Below are 13,923 nucleotides of genomic sequence, written 5' to 3' on the forward strand. Positions count from 1 at the left end.
TCGCTCAGTGCTTGTGTTCGCCGCCCGCGGGCACCGCGGCGCCAGTGAGCACGGGCACGTTGATGTTCAGCGAAGTCTTCTGCCCCTTGGCATCTTCGAAGCGCAGCGTCAGAGGCACGTTGGTTCCGTTGGCCAGCGACTGCTTCAGGTCAGTCAGCATCAGGTGATAGCCGCCCGGCTTGAGTTCGACGGTTTGGCGCGCCGGCAGGTCGAGCCCGCCCTCGACTGCGCGCATGCGCATGGTGTCGCCCTCCATCTTCATCTCGTGAACATCCGCCACGCCGGCGACCGGCGTCGAAGCCCCGACCAGTCGCGCGCCCGACGGCGCGCTGAGTTTCATGAAAGCGCCGGTGCCGCTCTGACCGGGCACCGATGCGCGAATCCACGCATCGCGCACATCGACCGCGGCAATGCCGGGCGCGAGCACGTCGAGCCGCGCCGCCGGGCTTTCGAGGCCGGCGGTGTCATTGCCGCTGGCCGGGATCTGCGCCCAGTCGGCGCTGCCGTTGTCGCAAGACTGCAGCACCTTGAACCACAACACGCCGGGCGTCGCGGGCAGCTTGCCGCGAACGACGAACTCGGCGCGCTCGTTGGCAGGAAGAGCCGACTGCGCGCTTTCGGCAGTCCAGCGCACTTCGCCGCCATTGTCACCCGCGGGCGGCGCTTCGAGCTTCCAGCCCTTGCGCGCCTGCGCATCGGAGAAGGCAAATCCCTTGGGCAGCCGCACGGCGATGCCGGTGGTGCTCTTCGCATCCTTGCATGCATGGCCGACACGGAAAGCAGCTTCGTAGTTGCTGCCGGCGGTCGCGCCGCCCGGCGGCAGCGTCACGTGGGCGAAGGCACCGCCGGCGCCAGTCAGCAGAATGCAGGCAGCGACGTGCTTGAGTTTGAATGCGGGGTTCATGGCAGATCCTTGGTGAAGAGTGGAGTCAGAGGTCGAAACGGAGTTCAGCGGTGTAGGTGCGCTGCGGGTACGGGTGGAAATTCCAGTATTGGTAGTTGTTGGCGTTATCGATGCCCAGGGCAGCCGACCAGCGTTTGTCGATCTGGTAGCGGGCTCGCAGGTCGACCGTGAAGTACCGGCTGGCGCCGAAGTAGGCGAAGCCGTTCACGTCGCTGTTGTCCAGGTTGGAGTACTGGGTTCCGCTGTAGCGCGCGGCGGCGGTAAAGGCCCATTGCGCATCGGGCTTGTACGTCGCGAAAACCGTGGACCGCCAACGCGGCACACGCGGTTGCCATTTGCCGACGCTCGCCGGATTGCCGGGGTTCGCCACGATCTTCGAATCGGCAAAAGTGAGGCTGGCGCCGACCTCGACGCCACGAACCAACACGTCCTGTCCCGTGTAGGCCAGCTCGAAGCCGGTGGTGCGCACCTTTTCGATGTTCTGAACGCGCGAGATCGTGGTGTTGGGGATCAGCTGGCTGTAGAGCGCGTCGTCTGTCGTCTCGTGGAAGAGCGTTGCACGTGCCAGGGCGTTGCCAAGGTCCTTCTCGGCCGACAGTTCGCTGGTCCATGATTTCTCGGGTTTCAGGAACGGGTCGTTGATGAAGGACAGTGCGCCGCCCGTCGTCGTTCCGTAGAGCTCGCCCACCGTTGGATACCGCACCGCGCGTCCGAGCGAAGCCTTCAGCACCGTGTCTTGCCTCCATTGGTAGGCGATCGCGGCCTTCGGTGAAAAGTCGGATTCGCCGCGATCCGGGTAGGCCAGAGTGTTGGTGGCCGTGGAGGTGAATCCATCCATGGCCTTCCAGTCCTCATAGCGCAATCCCAGCACCGCCTTCCACTTGGTCGCAAAGGACCAGGCGTCCTGCGCCCAGGCGCTCAGGGTCTGGGACCGCCCTCCCACATCGCTGACCAGGGAGGCTGGCGGGCCATCGAGCCAACTGCCGAGCACGTTGTTCTTGAGGATGCCGAGTTTGTAGGCGTCGCGGCCGACGCCGAAATCGACGATGTGGGCACCGCCCACGCCCTGCGGCCGCCAGGTGCCCTTGGCCGCGACCGTGTTCCAGCCGGTCCCGCCCTGGTCCTGCAACGTGCCGGCGCCACCAAAGTTCGCCAGTGGCGGCGCGATGGTCGGTGCGCGCTGTTGGTCGTTCGCGTAGTCGTAAAGGCTCGCGGCGACTTCCCAGTCCCATTCGCCCTGCGTGTTGCTCTTGACCGAAAGCCCGTGCATGGAGTGCGTCTGGTTGTCGTTCGTGAGCGGAAAGGCGGTGGGCCCCAGGCTGAAGCTGCGGCTCGCGATGTTCACGAGCCCGGTGTAGACCGGCTGGCCGCCCGAATTGCCGAGGTAGGTGGCGGGGCGACCCTCCGCGGTGTTCTGCCACCAGCCGACGGTGTAGGTTGCCCGTACCGTGGACGAAAAGTCGTACGCCAGCTTGATCTTGGCGTGGTCCTGGACGGTGTGGTACTGGGTGCCGGTGCCCAGGATGTACCAGGGCGTGTTGGTGGTGTTAAGGCCCAGCACGGCGCCGGTGACGGGCGTTCCGGCTCTGCCCGCCGTGCCCGAAGCCACCGTCGCGGTCGTGAAGGTCAGTGGCTGCCCCTGGCTGTCGGTGCGGCTGACGTCAATCCACCATGACCAGTCGCCGCTGCGACTGCCCAGGGAGGCGCTGGTCTGCCAGCTGTTGAAAGTCTGGTGCGTGTTGTAGAGATCAAAGGGCTGCGACGAATAGCCTGCCTTGACGTGCGCCTCCAGCTGGGTCGGCATGCGGGTGACGTAGTCGACCACCGCGCCCGCCGAGTTGCCCGGGTAGGCTGCCGAAAACGGGCCGTACATCACATCGACGCGCTCGATCTCCTCCGGCGTGACGAGCCCCCATCGGGGCGCGTAATTCGTTCCGTTGGCTATGCCGTTGCCCAGGTAATTCGACAGCAGGATGCCGTCGGCATACACGGCCGAGCGCGCGCTGTTGCCGGTGCCCGAGGCGCGGGTCGACAAGATGGCGTGGTTGTAATCGCCGATATAGCGCTTGCGCACCAGCAGGCTTGGCATGTACTTGAGCGCGTCCTCGCTGTCGGTGGCGTTGATGCGCGTCTGGATTTCTTCGCGCGTGATGCCTTCGATCGTGGTCGGGATCTGCGTGGGCAGCGAGCTCGGTTGGCCACCGGTCACCGTCACCACGCCGAGCGACTTGACCCGCTCGGGCGCGTCGTCGGCAGCCTGTGCCCACGCGCCCGCCCACGGAAATGCCGCGCTCATGGCGAGCGACAGCACGGTTTTGTTGTTCATCGAAAAGTGCTCCTCGGCGCCCTCCTGGCGCCGGTGAATTGCGGGAAGCCGGCTCGGGCGCACCACCAGAAGTGGCGCCCGGGCGTGGCAAGGCCGAATTACTTCAGAGGAGACTTGGAGGACCGCGCGCCGGCATCGGCGCCGCGGTCGCCGCGGCGATGCGCGCGGCAGGGATGGCTTGGACGGCATGCGCCAGCGGGTGGATCGCTGGCAGCACGACAGCTGGCGTGGGCGGAGGGGCGCCTGCTATGACGCACAGCGGGCAGTCCATGTGCGCGCCGCCCACTTCCTGCAGGCCATGGTCCGTCTGCACGACCACCTTGACCGCGCCGGCGCTGGAGCAGAGCAGCTCCATCGCCTGGGGATGAACCACCGGCGAGGCGATCGCCACGCCGAGCGACAGCGCAAACCAGATCAGCACGAAGCTGATCAGGCGGTGGGCGCGGCGCAGTGGGGACATCGAAAGGGATTATCAATCAACCCTCGCCATCTCCCCCCGGCTTGTGGACAATGAACGATTCGACACAAAAGTCACATGTCCATCTTTCATCTCGCCTTTCACGTCCGCGACCTCGACGTAGCGCGGGGCTTCTATGGCGGCGTACTCGGATGCGCCGAAGGACGGAGCACCGACACGTGGGTCGATTTCGATTTCTTCGGCCATCAAATCTCGCTGCACCTCGGCGAGCCATTCGCCACCTCGCGCACAGGCCGCGTCGGCGACGTGATGGTGCCAATGCCTCACTTCGGCATCGTGCTCGAACTGCCCGCCTGGCGCGCACTGGCTGCACGCCTCGAATCCGCCGGGACCGACTTCGTCCTGAAACCCCAGGTTCGCTTTGAAGGCCAGCCCGGCGAGCAATGGACGATGTTCTTCTGCGATCCCTTCGGCAATCCGATCGAGGCCAAGGGCTTCCGGTCGCTGGATACCGTCTACGACACATGACGCCGCGCTCCGCAAGCGCTGCCGCGTCGACCTTGCTACGGGTCGCGGGAGTGCTGGCCGGCCTTCTTCTGTTTGGCCCGGGCGCGGCCTACGCTGCCCAGGATTGCGATCTCAACGGCGCCGCCGTCAATCCCGCGGACGGCAACAGCACTGCCGGCAAGACCGGCTTGATGCGCTGCAGGGACCACGACAGCCGCGAGCTGGTTCGCGAGCAAGAGGTTCGGGGCGGCACCTTCACGGGCCGCGTGCGCCTCTACGAAAACGGAAAGCTGGCGAAGGAATACTCGGTGAACGCCAGCGGCAACATGGACGGACGCGCCCGAGAGTTTTCACCGAACGGACAGGTCGTGAGGGACGCCACTTACGACGACGGCCGCGAAACGGGCCTCGTGCGCAGCTTCTATCCTTCCGGACAGCTGCGCAAAGCGACCTACTTCGCGGATGCCGCAGGCGAACGCGCATCGGTCGAGTTCACCGATCGGGGCCAGCTGTCGGCCCTGCGCTGTGGCGACAAGCCGGTGCTCGCGCCCGTTGCCGACGACGCGCGACTCTGCGGCTTCGGAAGCGGGCCGTCGCGTGTCGACCTGTTCGATGCCAAGGGAATACTGCGCTCCCGTGTGTCCTATCTGGCGGGCAAGCGTGTGCGAAGCGAAGACTTCTATGACAACGGCAAGCCCTCGGCAACCGACGAATTCCTGCCCAACCAGCGCACCGAGCGACGCTTTTCGTCCGAAGGCATCAAGCGCCGCGAAGTGGTCTCCCTGCTGAGCGAACGTGGCCCGATCAAGCAGCGCGAACAGGAGTTTTCAGAAAAGGGCACGCTCGTGCGCGACCAACGCTGGAACGCGGCCGGCGACCCGACCAGCGACGAAAGCTTCTACCTGAACGGCCAGCCGCGGAGCAAGGCCGTTTATGGCGCCGACGGCGACGCACGGCTGATCGAAATCACCGAATTCCACGACAACGGACAGCGTGCTGCCGTCGGCCGCTACGTGGCGATCGACCGCTTCCGGCAGATCCCCATCGGAACGCATCAGCGCTTCAGCGAAAACGGCACGCTCATCGCTGAGTCGGTCTACGACGACAAGGGGCGTGTCACCCGCGAACGCGTGTGGGACGCCCTTGGCAAACTCGAACGCGACGACGAGGTCTTCGAGGACGGCTCCCGAAAGGCCTTCGCCCGGCCCTGAGCAGCCTCGCAGCCTCAGTCGAGCTTGATGCCGGCGGCCTTGATGATGGGACCCCAGCGTTGCGACTCCGCCCGCGACAGCGCAAAGAACTGCTGGGGAGTGCCGGGCATTGCCTCCATGCCGAAGTCGTTGAAGCGCTTTTGCACCTCGGGAGCCGCGAACGCGCGATTCAGATCGGTGTTGAGCCGCGTCACTACGGCTGGCTGCATACCGGCCGGGCCGAGGATCCCCTGGAACGCGAACACCTCCGCATTGGGCACGCCGACTTCCGCGAGCGTGGGCACGTCCGGCAGCAGCTTCGAGCGAGCGCCGGAGCCGATGGCCAGCACGCGCACCTTTTTGCTTTGCATGATGGACAGGCCGGACGCCAGATCGAGGAACATGCACGGCACCTGACCGCCCATCACGTCCGCCATCGCGGGCGCCGCGCCCCGGTATGGGATGTGCGTGATGAAGGTGCCAGTGCGGTTCTTGAACAGCTCCATCGCCAGGTGATGCGGCGAACCGTTGCCTGGCGATGCGTAGTTGACCTTGCCCGGATTGGCCTTCACATAGGCGAGGAACTCCTTGAAGTCCTTCGCCGGGAAGTTCGGGTTGACCACCAGTGCCAGCGGAAACTTGCCGATCGCGCCGATGTACGTGAAGTCCTTGGACGGGTTGAAAGGCAGCTTGGTGAAGAGATGCTCGTTGAAGGCCAGCACGGCGTTGTCGGCCGACAGGATGGTGTAGCCGTCCGGCTTGGCCCTCGCGACCAATTCGGCGCCGATGTTGGTCGACGCGCCCGGGCGGTTGTCGATGACGATCTGCTGGCCCAGCGTCTGGCGCATCGCCTCCGCGAGCGTGCGCGCGATCACGTCCGTTCCGCCGCCGGCGGGATACGGCACCACCCACTTGATCAGCTGGTCCGGATAGGTCTGGGCTCGCGCCCAAGGTGCGGCGGCTGCCGCGGCGCCAGCGGCGAGGGTGGTGAGCAGGGTTCTGCGATCCATCGAATAAGTCTCCTGGTTTTTCTGAAGCGTTGACGTGAATTCAGGTGGGCCCCGCGGACAGCGACGGCGCTGGCAGATCGCGCAGCGCTTGCGCCAACGCGGCCCGACAACGCGCCTCATCGCCCACCTGTTCGAACAGCAGCAGCGCGAGCCGCGCGAGGAAAAGCGATTCTCGCTCGGCGCCAGCCTCGGTGATGGCGCGAGCACATTCGGCATAGACGCGATCACGCGCCTCGAGTGACAAGGCAGTCATGCGTGCTCCGTTTCGGCGAGCGCCGACGCGCGTTCCAGGGCATGCCGCAGCGCGCCCGAAGGGACTCGGCGCCACCGCGCGGCGACGTGCCCGTCCGGCCGCAAGAGATAGACGGCGCCCTCTTCCGCACCCAGGGCGGCGAACACCGATGCATCGGCGCTTCCCGGCGGGAGCTCGCAGATCACCACCGCCAGCGGCGTCGCTTGGGCGGCCGCGATTTCGGCTGTGAGCGTGGCGTCCGTGCGCGTCATGTTAAGGACGAGCACCATGAAAGCCGGCCGTAGCCAGTCGGTGAGGTGAAGGTCCAGTGCAAGCGGTTGATCGGGCATGGCGTCGCCTGGTTGCGGGCCCGGCATCGATGCATCGTCATCGCTCGAAAGCGCCGAGTTCTCGTACTGCACCGCCTGCGTCTGGCGCGGGTTGATCAGGTTTGCGATCTCGCGATGCGCGCCTGACAAAGACAGCGCCGCCTCGCGCAGCAAATCGAAACCTCGTGTCGGCGGCGACATGAATTCGGTGCTGCGCATCGCGCTTTCAGCGTTGATATGAAAAGCGGCAACGCGCTCCTGCGAATAACTGTCGAGCAGCGCCGCGCTCGACACGCCGCGCGCCACCAGCGCCAGCTTCCAGGCGAGGTTGTCCGCATCATCGAAGCCCGAGTTCAGGCCGCGCACCCCGAAGATCGGCATCGCATGCGCAGCATTGCCGGCGAAAAGCACGCGGCCGTGGCGGTAGCTCTCCAGGGTCATCGCGCCGGCACGGTAGACAGACGTCCAGACCGTCTTCCATGGCAGGTGACCTTCGCCGATTGCATCGAGGTGACGCTGCACGAAATCGTGCACCGCAGACGGCTGGAGCGCTTCCTCGGTGCTTTGCCCGGCGCGCAGTTGATAGTCGATGCGCCAGATGTCATCCGGCTGCCGATGCATCAGCACGGTCGAGCCGGGGTTCCACGGCGGATCGAACCATGCGCGCCGCTCCGTCGGATGTTCGCTGTGCAGTTCGATGTCGATGATCACGTAGCGGCCTTCGTAAGCCGTGCCTTCGAGGTTGAGCCCGAGCGACTTTCGCACGAAGCTCTGGCCACCGTCGCAGCCGACCAGCCACTGGGCACTCAATGCGTAGGCGCCTTGCGCATTGCGTGCCGACAGTGAGACGCCGTCGGCATCCTCGACAAACCCCGTGAGTTCGGTGCCCCAGCGGATGTCGATGATCCCCGGCGTCGACTCGTTGCGGCGATTGATCTCGTCCAGCAGGTACTGCTCGATGTAGTACTGCTCGAGATTGATCATCGGCGGCAGCTTCTGCCTGGCGTCGTTCGGCATTTCGAAGCGGAACACCTCGTCCGTCTTGTAGAAGCTGCGACCGCCGGTCCACGGCAAACCCTTGGCCAGAAACGAAGGGAGCGCGCCGAGGCGTTCGACGATCTCCAGGCTCCGGCGCGAAATACATGCCGCCCGGCTGCCGACGCAAACGGTGTCGTCGGCCTCCAGGATCACGCTTCGGACGCCATGGTTCGCCAGGCCAAGCGCGAGCGACATGCCGACGGGGCCACCTCCGGCAATCACCACCGGATGGCGAGCGGGCTCCTGTCCGTTTACCAGCGATGGAAGGCGTGGTTCGTGGCGCGTGTAGTGAAACGCGCCGACGGATGGCGGCAGATGGGCCGCCTGCGGAGGCAGCGGTCCGGTTGCAGCATCGCCTGCACGCGCGGAGGGATGGGGCACGACAGCGGTAGTCATGCGAAGGGATTGTCCGGATGCACGAGAGCCGTCGTTGTCGTAACTTCGTACGAAGTGCAAACCCTTCCCCCACGATGAGACGCTGGCCAGTCAAAGGCGAAGATCGGCCGATCGCGGCGTCGGTCGTGAGCAACGTGCTCGCCGGCGTCGGCACGTCGCACTTGGCCGCCAGCTATCTGGCGGCGATGCACGCCGTGCTGCCGGTGACCTTCTGCACCGTCTTTGCAGTCGACTCGGCGGGCCGCATCGAAACCGTCTCGGCCGCCAGCTCCTACGGCAACACTGCCGAACGCACCGCCGAGCGCTATGTGGCGCAGCGCTTCGACCTGCTCGACGCCAACATGGCATGGCTGGCCGCCCGAAAGCTGCCGAAGCGGGCGCAGTTATGGCTGGGCCACCAGCGTGCGGAAGAAGTGGCCGACCCTGCCTATCGCGCGGCTTGCTACGGGGACGTTGGAATTCGCGAGCGTGCGTCGGTGCTGCTTCTCCTGCCTTCAGGGCAGCGCGCCGCCGTGAGCTTTTACAGGAGCCTCGCACAGCCGGATTTCAGCCCGGAGGACTTCCACCTGCTGGAAGCGCATGCAATGCTCTTGGCAGATGCAACAGCAGCGCACGGCCGCAGTGCGGTCGTCGCCAGGGAAGCGGCCGAGCCAACGCTCGCCTCGCGCTTGCCGGGGTTGAGCCTTCGCGAGCGCGAGGTGATCGGTCATCTGCTGGCCGGCAAGACGGCCAAGGAAGCGGCGCGAGAAATGAGCATCGAGCTCACGACCGCGAGGACGCATCAGTACCGAGCGTTTCGAAGGTTGGGCGTTGCAAACATGAAGGAGTTGCTGCGTAGCCGCGCATGACGCGGGCTGCGAGCAGTCATGAGCCCCCGCCCGGCGCCACCACTTCCTGATCGATCGCCCCAAAGATCGATTGACCGTCCTGCCCCTTCATCTCGATCCTGATCGTGTCGCCGTACTTCATGAACTCGGTCGAAGGCTGGCCGTCCTGGATCGTTTCGATGCAGCGCTTCTCGGCGATGCAGCTGTAGCCCTTCGGCCATTCCATCCGGCCACCCTTCTCGACGCCCTTGTTGCTCACGGTCCCGCTGCCGACGATGCTCCCGGCGCGCACGTTTCGCGTCTTGGCAATGTGCGCGACGAGTTGGCCGAAATGAAAGGTCATTTCCTCGCCCGCATCGCACATGCCGACCTTCCGGCCATTCCAGGTGCTTTGCAGCGCAAGGTGTACGCGGCCGCCCTGCCAGGCGTTGCCGAGTTCGTCGGTGGTGACCGCCACGGGACTGAAAGCCGTCGATGGCTTGCTCTGGAAAAACCCGAACCCCTTGGCAAGCTCGGCCGGAATCAGGTTGCGCAGGCTCACATCGTTCGCAAGCATGACCAGCCGGATCCCATCGAGCGCCTGCGCGGGTGTCGCGCCCATCCTGACGTCGCCGGTAACGACCGCAACCTCGGCCTCGAAGTCGATGCCGAAAGCCTCGCTGGAAACCACGATCGGATCGCACGGACCGATGAAATCGTCGCTGCCGCCCTGATACATCAGTGGGTCGACGTAGAAGCTCTCGGGGACCTCGGCGTTGCGGGCCTTGCGCACGAGTTCGACATGGTTGATGTAAGCGGAGCCATCGGCCCATTGATAGGCGCGCGGTAGCGGCGCCATGCACTGAGTCGGGTCAAACGGAAAAGCATGACGCGCACGGCCGCCGTTGAGCGCGTCGTAGAGATCCTGCAACTGCGGGCTGATGAAGCTCCAATCGTCCAGCACCTGCTGCATGCGGCTGGCGATGCCGGTGGCGTAATGCGCGGTGGCGAGATCGCGCGAAACGACGACGAGCTGCCCGTCGCGCGAACCGTCTTTGAGAGTGGCGAGTTTCATGGTGGCGGCCGATGCCGGCGCGGCATCGCTACTAAACTGATTGACCGGGCGGCAGTGTACCGAGATGAACCTCGCGGCCGGCACCGGGTCCACCTCCCATGCCGACGTTCACTCTCCCCGCCATGCCCGAAGCACCCCGTCCGCCCTGGCGCGTGCTGGCGTTGCTCACCGCCGCGGTGGTGATCGTCCACCTGATGCTGCTGGGGCTCGCCCCATCGGGCATGGGAGCACCCCCGACGACGCTGACCGAAAGATTCATCACCCGGACGATCGTTGTCGCACCTCCGCCCATCTCTGAGTCTGAGCCCGCCGCCGCACCAGAACCGGCAACGCCTGCCGCGGAAAACAAGCCCGCGCGTCCCCGCCCCCGCGTTCGGCCACGTCCAGCGACACCTTCGCCAACACCCGCATCCGAAGCGGCGATCCCGACCCAGCCGCAGCCCCTGCCGCAGTGGCAGGAAATCGCCCCGCCAACCAACACCTCGCCGGAGGCTACTGATATGTCGCCCGGGACCGGCAACGAAGCTGGCTCAGGAACGAACGGCGACCAAGGCGCCGCCAAGCCCGACAGCGAAGCGTCGCAAGCCAACATGCCCGGCTCGGTACCGCTGCGCATTCCAGGCTCCGTTCGCCTCGCCTTTGCCGCCACCGCGCAGCAGGGCTCGACGCCCATGCAAGGCGTGTTCGGCGATCTCGTCTGGCTGCAAGATGGCGAGCACTACGATGCCAAGCTGTCGCTCACATTTCTGTTCAAGACTTTTCGCAGCCTGCACAGCAATGGCGTCATCGGCCCGACAGGAATCGAGCCGCTTCGCTTTGCCGACAAGCGCAAGACCGAGGTCGCTTCGCATTTCGTTCGAGACCAGAAGACCGTGGTCTTCAGCAACAACGCGCCCAGCGTGCCGTTGTTGGCGGGCGCGCAAGACCGGCTCAGCGTCGTGATGCAGTTGGGCGCCTTGATGGCCGGCGACCCGGGGCGCTATCCGCCGGGCTCAGTCGTCGCCGTGCAGACGGTCGGGCCCTCCGACGCCGAAATCTGGACCTTCAACGTCTCAGGCGAAGAGCGCGTGACGGTGCCGGCAGGCGAATTCTCGGTTCGAAGGCTCACCCGCAATCCGCGCCAGCCGTTCGATGACAAGGTCGAACTCTGGCTTGCACCGGACATGGGCTATCTGCCGGTGAGGATCAAGCAGACGCAGGCAAACCAGGATTTCGCGGATCTCCAGTTGCGCGAACAGGTCCCCTTGCGCACATCGAACTAGCACCACACCCATCTTGACGATTGCCGGCCGGCCGACTTCGGGGACACTGCGGGGCATTCAAGCAAAGATGCACCGCACCATGACCGAACCCCGCACCGATTTGGCCAAGATCACGCTCAACGTTCTGAGCATCGCCCTGCTCATCGGTTCTTCGCTCTGGGTGCTGCGGCCGTTCCTGGGCGCGACGATCTGGGCCGCGATGGTGGTGGTGGCGACATGGCCGGCGCTGCTGTGGTTCGAAGCCCGGCTTTGGCGGCGCCGCAGCCTCGCGGTGCTCGTGATGGTGCTGATTCTGTTGCTCTTGTTCGTGTTGCCGCTGACGATGGCGATCTCGACCATTGCCGCCAATGCGAACGAGGTCACGGCATGGGTCAGGTCGCTCATCAGCCAGGGGCCGCCGCAGGTGCCGGATTGGCTGGGCCGGCTGCCTTTCATCGGACCGCGCTTGACGACGGCGTGGAACGCGCAGGTCGCATCAGGCGTGGCGGGGCTGGAAGCCGAAATCGCGCCTTACGCCAAGCAAGTCACCGGATGGGTGTTTGCCCAGGCGGGCGTCGTTGGCGCGCTGACGCTGCAGTTCCTGCTGACAGTCGTCATCGCCGGGCTGATGTACGCGCAGGGCGAGGCTGCGGCGGCGACCGTGCGCCTGTTCGGCCGGAGACTTGGCGGTCAGCGTGGCGAAGACGCCGTGATCCTCGCCGGTCAGGCGATCCGCGGTGTCGCGCTGGGCGTGGGCGTGACGGCCATCGTGCAGGCGGTGATGGGCGGAATCGGCCTGGCGATCGCCGGCGTGCCCTTTTCGGCGCTGCTCACGGCGGTGATGTTCATGTTCTGCATCGTCCAGATCGGCCCCACGCTGGTGCTGGCGCCGGCAGTGGTCTGGATCTTCTGGAGCGGCTCGACAGGATGGGGGATTTTTCTGCTCATCTGGACCCTGATCGTGGGCACGATGGACAACTTCCTGCGTCCGTGGCTGATCAAGCGCGGCGCCGATCTTCCGCTGTTGCTGATTTTCGCGGGCGTGATCGGCGGGCTGTTCGGCTTCGGGCTGGTCGGCATCTTCGTCGGACCGGTCATGCTGGCGGTCTCGTACACCCTGCTGGAAGCCTGGCTGGCCGATCCCGATCTCACGACCGTCGAGGCAAAGAGCTGATCCGGACACAAAACGATACAGGCAGGCTCCTACAGCGCACGAAGGATATTGAAACTGGCGCGTTGATTGCTATCTAACGACTATGAATGCCATCGACATCCTCACAGGACCCGAAATGCAAATGCTCTACGACTCCGACTCCTTCGTCGTCGTGCACGTGCAGCCGACCGAAGGAGAAGCGCCACTGGCGCCTCATCTGCCAGTTCTGGCGCGCCACGGCTTCGAGATCGTCGACAAACGCTCGGGCAAGGAGGTGTACCTCGACGGCTCATGGGCCGAACTCTTCCAACAGCAGATCGCCGCGTGGCAACTCAATACACCCACGCAGGAAGAAGTCGAGGACACCCTGGAGGGGTACGCCGAGTTGGCGCACACTCCTGTGCTCGTCCACTGATCACCCAGAGCGCTTCGGCGCTCTTTTTTTGCCATGCTCCTTCGACGCGCTTTCACGCAGACGTTCGTCGCACCAATCAGCGCAATCATTGGCGCCGCTCTCCTGGCCGGCTGCGCCGCGGGAACGACGGCCGCCGACGCTCCTGTCTCCCGCCGCGTCGCAAAGCTCCTGCCCGTCGACGCCTTGCTGCTCGGCGAGCAGCACGATGCCCCCGAACACCATGTCCTGGAGCGCCAAACCGTCGAAGCACTCGCCGCCGATGGCCGGCTGGCGGCGCTGGCCCTCGAAATGGCCGACGCAGGCAACAGCACCGGCCATCTTGGCGCCGATGCGATCGAAGCCCAGGTACAGACCGCATTGAGCTGGAACGACAACGCCTGGCCCTGGAGCGACTACGGTCCCATTGTGATGGCCGCAGTGCGTGCAGGCGTGCCCGTGATCGGCGCCAATCTGCCGCGCGAGCACATGAAGGATGCGATGAAGGACGTTTCGCTCGACGCCCAACTCGCCGATGGCGCCCAGTCGGCCCAACGCGAGGCGGTACGAAGCGGCCACTGCAACTTGCTGCCCGAGTCGCAAATCGTCCCGATGACGCGCATCCAGATCGCGCGCGACCGGTCGATGGCGCAGGCGATCGTCAAGGCGCGTGTGCCCGGCAAGACGGTGCTGCTCGTGAGCGGCGCCGGGCATGCGGACAAGATGCTGGGGGTTCCGCAGCACTTGCCGACCGACATCTCAGTGAAAGTGGTGCAGATGCAGGCAGGCGCTCCGCATGCTGACGCTGACGTGTACGACGTCGCATGGTCGACGCCTGCCCTTCCTGAAAAAGACTACTGCGCCGAGCTGCGAACGGAGCGCCGCCAGCCCGGCTGATCACGCTTCG

General features: G+C 65.4%; 14 protein-coding genes. 7 read left to right on the forward strand and 7 right to left on the reverse strand.

The features are described 5' to 3' along the window. Nucleotides 1-4: 4 nt before the first annotated feature. From AC1DMA_RS11180 to AC1DMA_RS11190, 3 genes are all read right to left on the reverse strand, one after another. The gene (locus AC1DMA_RS11180) at nt 5-904 is read right to left on the reverse strand and encodes a copper chaperone PCu(A)C domain-containing protein (RefSeq protein ID WP_478144209.1); all 900 of its coding nucleotides are present in this window, start codon (nt 902-904) and stop codon (nt 5-7) included. 25 nt (nt 905-929) lie between these two features. Further along, on the reverse strand, nt 930-3,230 hold the full coding sequence (locus AC1DMA_RS11185; RefSeq protein WP_478144210.1) for a TonB-dependent receptor: 2,301 nt from the start codon (nt 3,228-3,230) through the stop codon (nt 930-932). Nucleotides 3,231-3,333: 103 nt separating this feature from the next. Further along, nucleotides 3,334-3,690, reverse strand: coding sequence for a DUF2946 family protein (locus AC1DMA_RS11190; RefSeq protein WP_478125127.1), 357 nt, complete (start codon nt 3,688-3,690; stop codon nt 3,334-3,336). A gap of 75 nt (nt 3,691-3,765) precedes the next feature. On the opposite strand from AC1DMA_RS11190, the gene AC1DMA_RS11195 reads away from it, so the two are divergent. Then, nucleotides 3,766-4,176, forward strand: coding sequence for a VOC family protein (locus tag AC1DMA_RS11195; protein ID WP_478125128.1), 411 nt, complete (start codon nt 3,766-3,768; stop codon nt 4,174-4,176). Beyond that, nucleotides 4,173-5,366, forward strand: a complete 1,194-nt coding sequence (locus AC1DMA_RS11200) for a toxin-antitoxin system YwqK family antitoxin (RefSeq protein WP_478144211.1) — start codon at nt 4,173-4,175, stop codon at nt 5,364-5,366. The genes AC1DMA_RS11195 and AC1DMA_RS11200 overlap by 4 nt, the downstream gene beginning before the upstream one ends. 14 nt (nt 5,367-5,380) lie before the next feature. Here the strand turns inward: AC1DMA_RS11200 and AC1DMA_RS11205 are convergent, their stop codons facing one another. Genes AC1DMA_RS11205 through AC1DMA_RS11215 form a run of 3 tightly spaced genes read right to left on the reverse strand, consistent with a single transcriptional unit; the run spans nt 5,381 to nt 8,350 of the window. After that, the gene (locus tag AC1DMA_RS11205) at nt 5,381-6,355 is read right to left on the reverse strand and encodes a Bug family tripartite tricarboxylate transporter substrate binding protein (RefSeq protein WP_478144212.1); all 975 of its coding nucleotides are present in this window, start codon (nt 6,353-6,355) and stop codon (nt 5,381-5,383) included. Between the two features lie 40 nt (nt 6,356-6,395). Then, nucleotides 6,396-6,608 (reverse strand): hypothetical protein, encoded by a 213-nt coding sequence (locus AC1DMA_RS11210; protein WP_478144213.1) that lies wholly within the window; start codon nt 6,606-6,608, stop codon nt 6,396-6,398. Further along, nucleotides 6,605-8,350 (reverse strand): FAD-dependent monooxygenase, encoded by a 1,746-nt coding sequence (locus AC1DMA_RS11215; RefSeq protein WP_478144214.1) that lies wholly within the window; start codon nt 8,348-8,350, stop codon nt 6,605-6,607. The genes AC1DMA_RS11210 and AC1DMA_RS11215 overlap by 4 nt, the downstream gene beginning before the upstream one ends. 74 nt (nt 8,351-8,424) lie before the next feature. On the opposite strand from AC1DMA_RS11215, the gene AC1DMA_RS11220 reads away from it, so the two are divergent. After that, a complete protein-coding gene (locus AC1DMA_RS11220; protein WP_478125133.1) occupies nt 8,425-9,198 on the forward strand; it encodes a response regulator transcription factor in 774 nt (257 codons plus the stop codon). A gap of 16 nt (nt 9,199-9,214) precedes the next feature. Here AC1DMA_RS11220 and AC1DMA_RS11225 read toward each other — a convergent pair whose 3' ends face one another. Next, nucleotides 9,215-10,231 carry a fumarylacetoacetate hydrolase family protein gene (locus tag AC1DMA_RS11225; protein WP_478144215.1) on the reverse strand — a complete coding sequence of 339 codons (1,017 nt, stop codon included), beginning with the start codon at nt 10,229-10,231 and terminating at the stop codon, nt 9,215-9,217. Nucleotides 10,232-10,329: 98 nt separating this feature from the next. Here AC1DMA_RS11225 and AC1DMA_RS11230 point away from each other — a divergent pair, with 98 nt between their 5' ends. The 4 genes from AC1DMA_RS11230 (at nt 10,330) to AC1DMA_RS11245 (ending at nt 13,913) form a co-directional block, all read left to right on the forward strand. After that, nucleotides 10,330-11,493 (forward strand): DUF3108 domain-containing protein, encoded by a 1,164-nt coding sequence (locus AC1DMA_RS11230; protein WP_478125135.1) that lies wholly within the window; start codon nt 10,330-10,332, stop codon nt 11,491-11,493. 79 nt (nt 11,494-11,572) lie between these two features. Continuing rightward, nucleotides 11,573-12,646 (forward strand): AI-2E family transporter YdiK, encoded by a 1,074-nt coding sequence (ydiK, locus tag AC1DMA_RS11235; protein ID WP_478125136.1) that lies wholly within the window; start codon nt 11,573-11,575, stop codon nt 12,644-12,646. Nucleotides 12,647-12,761: 115 nt separating this feature from the next. Beyond that, nucleotides 12,762-13,040, forward strand: a complete 279-nt coding sequence (locus tag AC1DMA_RS11240) for a BTH_I0359 family protein (protein ID WP_478125137.1) — start codon at nt 12,762-12,764, stop codon at nt 13,038-13,040. Between the two features lie 33 nt (nt 13,041-13,073). Next, entirely contained in the window at nt 13,074-13,913 is an 840-nt protein-coding gene (locus AC1DMA_RS11245) for a ChaN family lipoprotein (protein ID WP_478125138.1), read from the forward strand. Nucleotides 13,914-13,923: the final 10 nt, after the last annotated feature.

The organism is Variovorax sp. 05N34 (assembly GCF_056397405.1).

What these genes read in the sequence shown, in the direction of transcription:
- AC1DMA_RS11180 (WP_478144209.1), bottom strand. Translation starts at nt 904, where the DNA reads ATGAACCCCGCATTCAAACTCAAGCACGTCGCTGCCTGCATTCTGCTG.
- AC1DMA_RS11185 (WP_478144210.1), bottom strand. Translation starts at nt 3,230, where the DNA reads ATGAACAACAAAACCGTGCTGTCGCTCGCCATGAGCGCGGCATTTCCG.
- AC1DMA_RS11190 (WP_478125127.1), bottom strand. Translation starts at nt 3,690, where the DNA reads ATGTCCCCACTGCGCCGCGCCCACCGCCTGATCAGCTTCGTGCTGATC.
- AC1DMA_RS11195 (WP_478125128.1), top strand. Translation starts at nt 3,766, where the DNA reads ATGTCCATCTTTCATCTCGCCTTTCACGTCCGCGACCTCGACGTAGCG.
- AC1DMA_RS11200 (WP_478144211.1), top strand. Translation starts at nt 4,173, where the DNA reads ATGACGCCGCGCTCCGCAAGCGCTGCCGCGTCGACCTTGCTACGGGTC.
- AC1DMA_RS11205 (WP_478144212.1), bottom strand. Translation starts at nt 6,355, where the DNA reads ATGGATCGCAGAACCCTGCTCACCACCCTCGCCGCTGGCGCCGCGGCA.
- AC1DMA_RS11210 (WP_478144213.1), bottom strand. Translation starts at nt 6,608, where the DNA reads ATGACTGCCTTGTCACTCGAGGCGCGTGATCGCGTCTATGCCGAATGT.
- AC1DMA_RS11215 (WP_478144214.1), bottom strand. Translation starts at nt 8,350, where the DNA reads ATGACTACCGCTGTCGTGCCCCATCCCTCCGCGCGTGCAGGCGATGCT.
- AC1DMA_RS11220 (WP_478125133.1), top strand. Translation starts at nt 8,425, where the DNA reads ATGAGACGCTGGCCAGTCAAAGGCGAAGATCGGCCGATCGCGGCGTCG.
- AC1DMA_RS11225 (WP_478144215.1), bottom strand. Translation starts at nt 10,231, where the DNA reads ATGAAACTCGCCACTCTCAAAGACGGTTCGCGCGACGGGCAGCTCGTC.
- AC1DMA_RS11230 (WP_478125135.1), top strand. Translation starts at nt 10,330, where the DNA reads ATGCCGACGTTCACTCTCCCCGCCATGCCCGAAGCACCCCGTCCGCCC.
- ydiK (WP_478125136.1), top strand. Translation starts at nt 11,573, where the DNA reads ATGACCGAACCCCGCACCGATTTGGCCAAGATCACGCTCAACGTTCTG.
- AC1DMA_RS11240 (WP_478125137.1), top strand. Translation starts at nt 12,762, where the DNA reads ATGCAAATGCTCTACGACTCCGACTCCTTCGTCGTCGTGCACGTGCAG.
- AC1DMA_RS11245 (WP_478125138.1), top strand. Translation starts at nt 13,074, where the DNA reads ATGCTCCTTCGACGCGCTTTCACGCAGACGTTCGTCGCACCAATCAGC.